This is a genomic window from Candidatus Thioglobus sp., assembly GCF_028599055.1.
Lineage (GTDB): Bacteria > Pseudomonadota > Gammaproteobacteria > PS1 > Pseudothioglobaceae > Thioglobus_A.
In genome coordinates this window covers 1-5,298 of sequence record NZ_JAQRMS010000077.1, presented here as the reverse complement: position 1 = coordinate 5,298, position 5,298 = coordinate 1, and the positions used below count along the sequence as shown (strand labels likewise).

At 37.4% G+C, this 5,298-nt stretch carries 7 protein-coding genes and 1 riboswitch; of the genes, 3 read left to right on the top strand and 4 right to left on the bottom strand.

All coding sequences use genetic code 11. From position 1 onward, the window contains the following. Positions 1 to 841: magnesium chelatase domain-containing protein (locus tag PSN35_RS05680; protein WP_300030687.1), on the top strand; the 841-nt coding region annotated here is incomplete at its 5' end. 58 nt (positions 842 to 899) lie between these two features. Then, the gene (locus PSN35_RS05675) at positions 900 to 1,244 is read left to right on the top strand and encodes a hypothetical protein (RefSeq protein WP_300030684.1); all 345 of its coding nucleotides are present in this window, start codon (positions 900 to 902) and stop codon (positions 1,242 to 1,244) included. A 68-nt stretch (positions 1,245 to 1,312) separates the two neighbouring features. Here the strand turns inward: PSN35_RS05675 and cobO are convergent, their stop codons facing one another. From cobO to PSN35_RS05655, 4 genes are read right to left on the bottom strand one after another with little or no spacing between them, the layout of a single operon-like run. Next, the gene (gene cobO, locus PSN35_RS05670; protein WP_300030682.1) at positions 1,313 to 1,906 is read right to left on the bottom strand and encodes a cob(I)yrinic acid a,c-diamide adenosyltransferase; all 594 of its coding nucleotides are present in this window, start codon (positions 1,904 to 1,906) and stop codon (positions 1,313 to 1,315) included. An 8-nt stretch (positions 1,907 to 1,914) separates the two neighbouring features. Continuing rightward, positions 1,915 to 2,496, bottom strand: a complete 582-nt coding sequence (locus PSN35_RS05665) for a hypothetical protein (protein WP_300030679.1) — start codon at positions 2,494 to 2,496, stop codon at positions 1,915 to 1,917. A 46-nt stretch (positions 2,497 to 2,542) separates the two neighbouring features. Next, the gene (locus PSN35_RS05660) at positions 2,543 to 3,205 is read right to left on the bottom strand and encodes an ATP-binding protein (RefSeq protein ID WP_300030693.1); all 663 of its coding nucleotides are present in this window, start codon (positions 3,203 to 3,205) and stop codon (positions 2,543 to 2,545) included. Then, entirely contained in the window at positions 3,195 to 4,964 is a 1,770-nt protein-coding gene (locus PSN35_RS05655; protein ID WP_300030676.1) for a TonB-dependent siderophore receptor, read from the bottom strand. The genes PSN35_RS05660 and PSN35_RS05655 overlap by 11 nt, the downstream gene beginning before the upstream one ends. A gap of 16 nt (positions 4,965 to 4,980) precedes the next feature. Then, positions 4,981 to 5,107, bottom strand: a riboswitch (cobalamin riboswitch). Positions 5,108 to 5,147: 40 nt separating this feature from the next. On the opposite strand from PSN35_RS05655, the gene PSN35_RS05650 reads away from it, so the two are divergent. After that, the coding region (locus PSN35_RS05650; protein WP_300030690.1) for a LysR family transcriptional regulator at positions 5,148 to 5,298 on the top strand (151 nt) is incomplete at its 3' end.

The window sequence follows — 5,298 nt, the reverse complement described above, 5'->3', positions numbered from 1 at the left end:
TATGGTAACTGACGGCTTAACCTCTGCACCAGGCTCGGTTACTCAAGTGCGCGATTGCGCTGCCCAGCTAACCCAATTTGCCAAACAAACCAACACTATCTTGCTGATGATTGGTCATGTTACCAAAGGTGGCGCTTTAGCAGGCCCAAGAATACTTGAGCATATGGTAGATGCAGTGTTGTATTTTGAAGGTGATGCCGGTGGGCGCTACCGCATTATTCGTGCGGTTAAAAATCGCTTTGGTGCTGTTAATGAGATCAGTGTATTTGCCATGGGCGAAACTGGATTACAACAAGTGGAAAACCCATCAGCAATTTTCTTATCAAATCAAGCTAAGCCGTCGCCAGGTTCAATGGTAATGGTTACGCGTGAAGCAACAAGACCACTGATGATTGAAGTGCAAGCTTTGGTTGATCAGGCAGGTGGTAACCCTAAAAGAATTAGTGTTGGTTTGGAGCAAAATCGTCTAGCCTTACAACTGGCGATCTTGCACAAACATGGTGGCGTAGCTACGCATGATCAAGATGTATTTGTGAATGTGGTGGGCGGCATTAAGGTGAGTGAAACTGCCTCTGATCTAGTGGTGATGTTGGCAATTATGTCAAGCTTGAGAGATAAAGTTATTCCTAATGATTGGATTGCATTTGGTGAAGTGGGACTAACTGGCGAGGTGCGCCCGGTCTATAATGCAATTGAGCGTTTACATGAAGCTCAAAAACACGGCTTTAAGGTGGCAATCATACCAAAGGGTAATTTGCCAAAAAAATCCCTTAAGGGGCTGAAAATCGTTCCAGTGGAGTATTTGTATCAAGCCTTGCAGTATATGAGCGAGCACACTTAATTCATTTGTGTAGCTTAATGAGTGTTATAATTTTTTATAAATTAAACAAGGAGAAATCATGAATAAGTTTTTAATCGGTGCGTTAGTAGCTATTACTTCGGTATCCAGCCAGGCAAATTTTGAATCAGCATGGGAGCAAAGTGTTGGCTGGACTATTGAAAGTACGAAAGTTATTGATAGTTTTGAGCATGAAGATGGTAGAGTCGAGTCAGCTTTTCAGGGTTGTGTAGTAGGCAGAGAGATTAATTTTCGTGATGATACTTATGTAACTTGCAATACTAATGGATATCAGTATGCCTATGCGCCAACTGCCATATTACTTAGTAAGCAAGTTTCTTATGGAGAAAATCCTTCTAAGATCTGGAGAATGATTGTTAATAACGAGATGTACGGAATACAGTAGACTTTAATAAAATTCAGTCAAAACCATTAAAAACCTAAGAGTGAAGCTCTTAGGTTTTTTTGTTTATATTAAAGATCAATACCTTTTTGCGCTTTGATGTTTTCTCTAAAAGCATGCTTAATATCTTTAACTTCACTGACGGTATTAGCAATTTCTATCAAGCCGTCTGTAGCAGCTCGACCAGTAATCACCACGTGTTGATTACTGGGGCGATTGTTAAGCGCATCAAGAATTATTTGCTCATCTAGGTACTTATAACTAATCATATAAGTTAGCTCGTCCAGTACAACTAAATCGATTGATTCGTCTTTTAAGTAGCTTTGTGCTTTTTGCCAAGTTTCAACTGCCATAGCAGTGTCATAAGCTTTATCTTGAGTGTCCCAAGTAAAACCTGTTTTCATAAAGGCGGTTTGCACATTAGTCTGCTTGGCAAGAAAAGCATCTTCGCCCGTATCTTGCACGCCTTTTAAAAACTTAGCGATACCGATTTTCATACCGTAGCCAAGTGCACGACAAATCATACCTAAAGCTGAAGATGATTTACCTTTGCCGTTGCCAGTGAGTAATACAATAATACCCTTGTTAATATTAGCCTCTTCAATGCGAGAATCAATATGCGCTTTTTTGCGCTGCATTCTAGCTTTATATTGATCAGTAGACATGAATTGCCTTAGTTTTTCTGTGCTGAAAAATACGGGATAAATGAGTAACGATGGTTAAGGGTAAAGGTAATTGATATAGCTACCATCCAGTAAAGCACTAATGGAATTTCAACCATTGACCATTGTTGTGCATAAGCCGGGAAGTTAGACCAACCTGTTTTTGCATAAGTAGCGGTAAAGAAGTAATAACTTGAGGTTGCAATAAACCATTGAGTACTTGCTGCCACGATGACAATCAATGCATTTTTTATAATATTAGTGTCAATATTTAAACTGCTGATGTATTTGCTCACCCAGAAAATTCCGTAGTAAGTAAACGGCAATATACTATAAGCCGGGGTGATGCAGTTAGCACTAACGCCTTCATGTACAATTGCATAGTTATCAATCGCAACAGCACTAACGATAATCACAAAAGCCACCAAAAATTGTCGCAAGTAAACGCCAGCAATAAATAGAGCGGGAATAGTAAAATCAGGCAAATGCACAATGCTTGAAAGCCAGTTGGCGTGACCACGTGTGGCAATCATTAAAAGCACCATAATAAATACAGCAAATATGGTTTTAGTCTTGTTGATTTGATCTGTCATTTGAAATCCTATTTATTCAAAGGTAATGGTTTTATTATAGTCAATGTTATTGCCAATCGGTAAAGACAAAGCCGTCACGTTCAACGGTTTCACCTTGGGTGATATCAATAGGCCCCTTAAAGTCTGGTGAGTCATACACAAAGGTATGGAATTCCCCATTCTCACCACAAGGATCAACAGTATCCGGCAATGACTCTAATAAGTTTTGATTAAATGCATGTCCAGCAAAATTAACAGATATTTGTTTAGGATCGATACAAGTAATATTAGCCTTAATACCAATATCAATAATCATTTTAGATAACTCAGTCGTATTAATTCCCCAGCAAGGAAATATTGGCTCAATACCAGTGTCTTGCATTTGTGCAATTCGATAGTCACGAATATCTTCTAAATATAAATCTCCAAAAGCTACACTTTGAATATCATCCGCCTGAATCTTTGCGATGAACTTAGTCATGATTCTTTCATAATCAGAATTCGAACAAGGATATGGTATTTCGATAATATGTATCGGCAGTCCAATTTGCCTGGCTTGTTCTTTTAACAATCGCAGCCGTACCGCATGCATAGCAACTCGTTCAAATTCCTGGTTAACCGTGGTAAAAAGACCTAAGAGATTAATACTTGGGTCTTTAAGGAGTAGGCGTAAGGCATAAGCACTATCCTTGCCACTACTCCACGAGAGTAGAGTGCGTTTAGAATTTATAATCTAATCCTAGATTGACTACTCTACCAGGTTGATTATATTTATTTGCAACTGAATAATCTTTGTTGGTTGCATTCTTGATGCTAAGTGATACTTTGGCACTATCATTAATATCGTAATTAGTTGATAAATTAATCAACATGTAACCATCTAATTTAATGTCACCATTATCCAAGCTAGAAGATTTTTTAATAATCTGGACTTTTGGATTAAATTTGCCATATTGCTTTCCAATTGTCAGGTGTGTTGTATTTTGAGGCCTTCTTATACTTTGTAACACTCTGTCATTCTCTCTACTTTTGTTATAGTTATAGCCAAAATCGATATCATAATTAGCAATATTGGTATTTAGAGATGCTTCAATACCTTTCGTCCTTAGTCTACCTATATTTTCGTACACCCAGCCTGTTGTACCATCACTTCGAAATGCATTCGTGCTTGTGTTATTGTAGATTGTGATGCTAGACATTCCCCAAGTATGTTGCTTCTCTATGCCTAATTCAATATTCTTTGATATCTCTGGTTTAAGATTAGGGTTGCCTGCTAACTGCCCCAAAGTTGGAGCACTAAAAGACGTTCCGTAAGCGCCTGTTAGTTTAAGGCTGTTTTCAAGGTGTTTAGAAGCACCTAAATTGTAAATTGTTTTATTGCCAGCTTTACTATGTTTGATATAACGAGCGCCTGTGCTAATATCAACATTATTAATATTTTGTTGCCAATTTACAAACAAATCTTTGCTAGTGAGTTTTTCACTGGTTACAGTGTTTTTATCTTCAGATTGGGATAAACCGATATTTAATAGAGCGTTGTTAATGTTAATATCATTGAGAGCAATTATAGTGGTATTTTGATAATTATCTCCATCGCCTCCCCAAGAAAATCCACCGTCTTTATATGCCTTTCTCACCGCATCTATTTGTGTAAATTGAAATCTTGCTTTCCAAATATCACTAATTTTATTATTAGCGTTGATTGATATTTTAGATGAGTCTCTAGTAAGGTATTGGTCGTTTGAACCGCCGAACTGATCGTCATACTCAATTCTATTGCCAGTCTTTAAGTAGCTAGCACTAAATCTTTCATTGCCAAATTTGATTTGTGTGGAATTGCTACTGATTGCATCTTTTTCGTTGGTAGTATCATCTGAACGGGCATTAATACCGTCTGTTGAATATTTATTATGGGTAAACCTAACAAAACCATCTTTACCACCATTGCTTGCAGTTAGTGTATAAATTTTGGTATTGTTTGTGCCAAATTTAGTGCCAACTGTTGCATGTTCCTCCTCTGAACCTTGTTTGGTAGTAATGGCAATCACACCTGTAACTGCAGATGAACCGTATAAAACAGAGCCCGAACCTTTAACAATTTCTATTTTTTCAATATCGTTAATTGGAACATTTGTCAGTCCATATTCAACTGCACCATTTGTAGAATTTGGTGGATTTATTTTGACTCCATCAACTACAACTAAAGTATGGTTTGAAGGTCCACCACGCATAAAAATAGCTGGCACATTTCCCGTCCACATTTCAACACTTGGAACAGATTCTAAAAATTCAATGAAAGAGTTAGCGCCAGTTGCTTTAATATCTTCAGCATCAAAATTCAGTGTTGATGCGATTGAGCCAATCACTGGAGCATCTGTTCGATATTCAGTATTTAAGTAAATTGGAATAGGGCCTAATACTGCATTGGTTGCTGTAGTGAAAGTTAGTGCTGAAACTGCAGCCGCTAAAGATAGCTGTTTGATATTCATGATGATCATCCTTCGTGAAGTTAATAAGTAGATTATGTATCGGACTGATTTCTTTTAAGAAAAATACCGTTGCGAGGACAGCGTGGGATTTGCACCCACTTCCATAATCAATTGGTGCATATTATAATGTTTTGTTAATATTAGTCACTATAATAATATTAATACTTGTTATGAATACTACTCATGATTGAAATCTCACATTTAAAACTAGTTCAAGCCTTATACAAGCAGGGAAATGTGTCTGATGCAGCGGATAGCTTGTTCCTTACTCAATCAGCTTTGTCACATCAGATTAAAAAGCTAGAAAATTTAATTGATGGTTCAATTTTTGTGC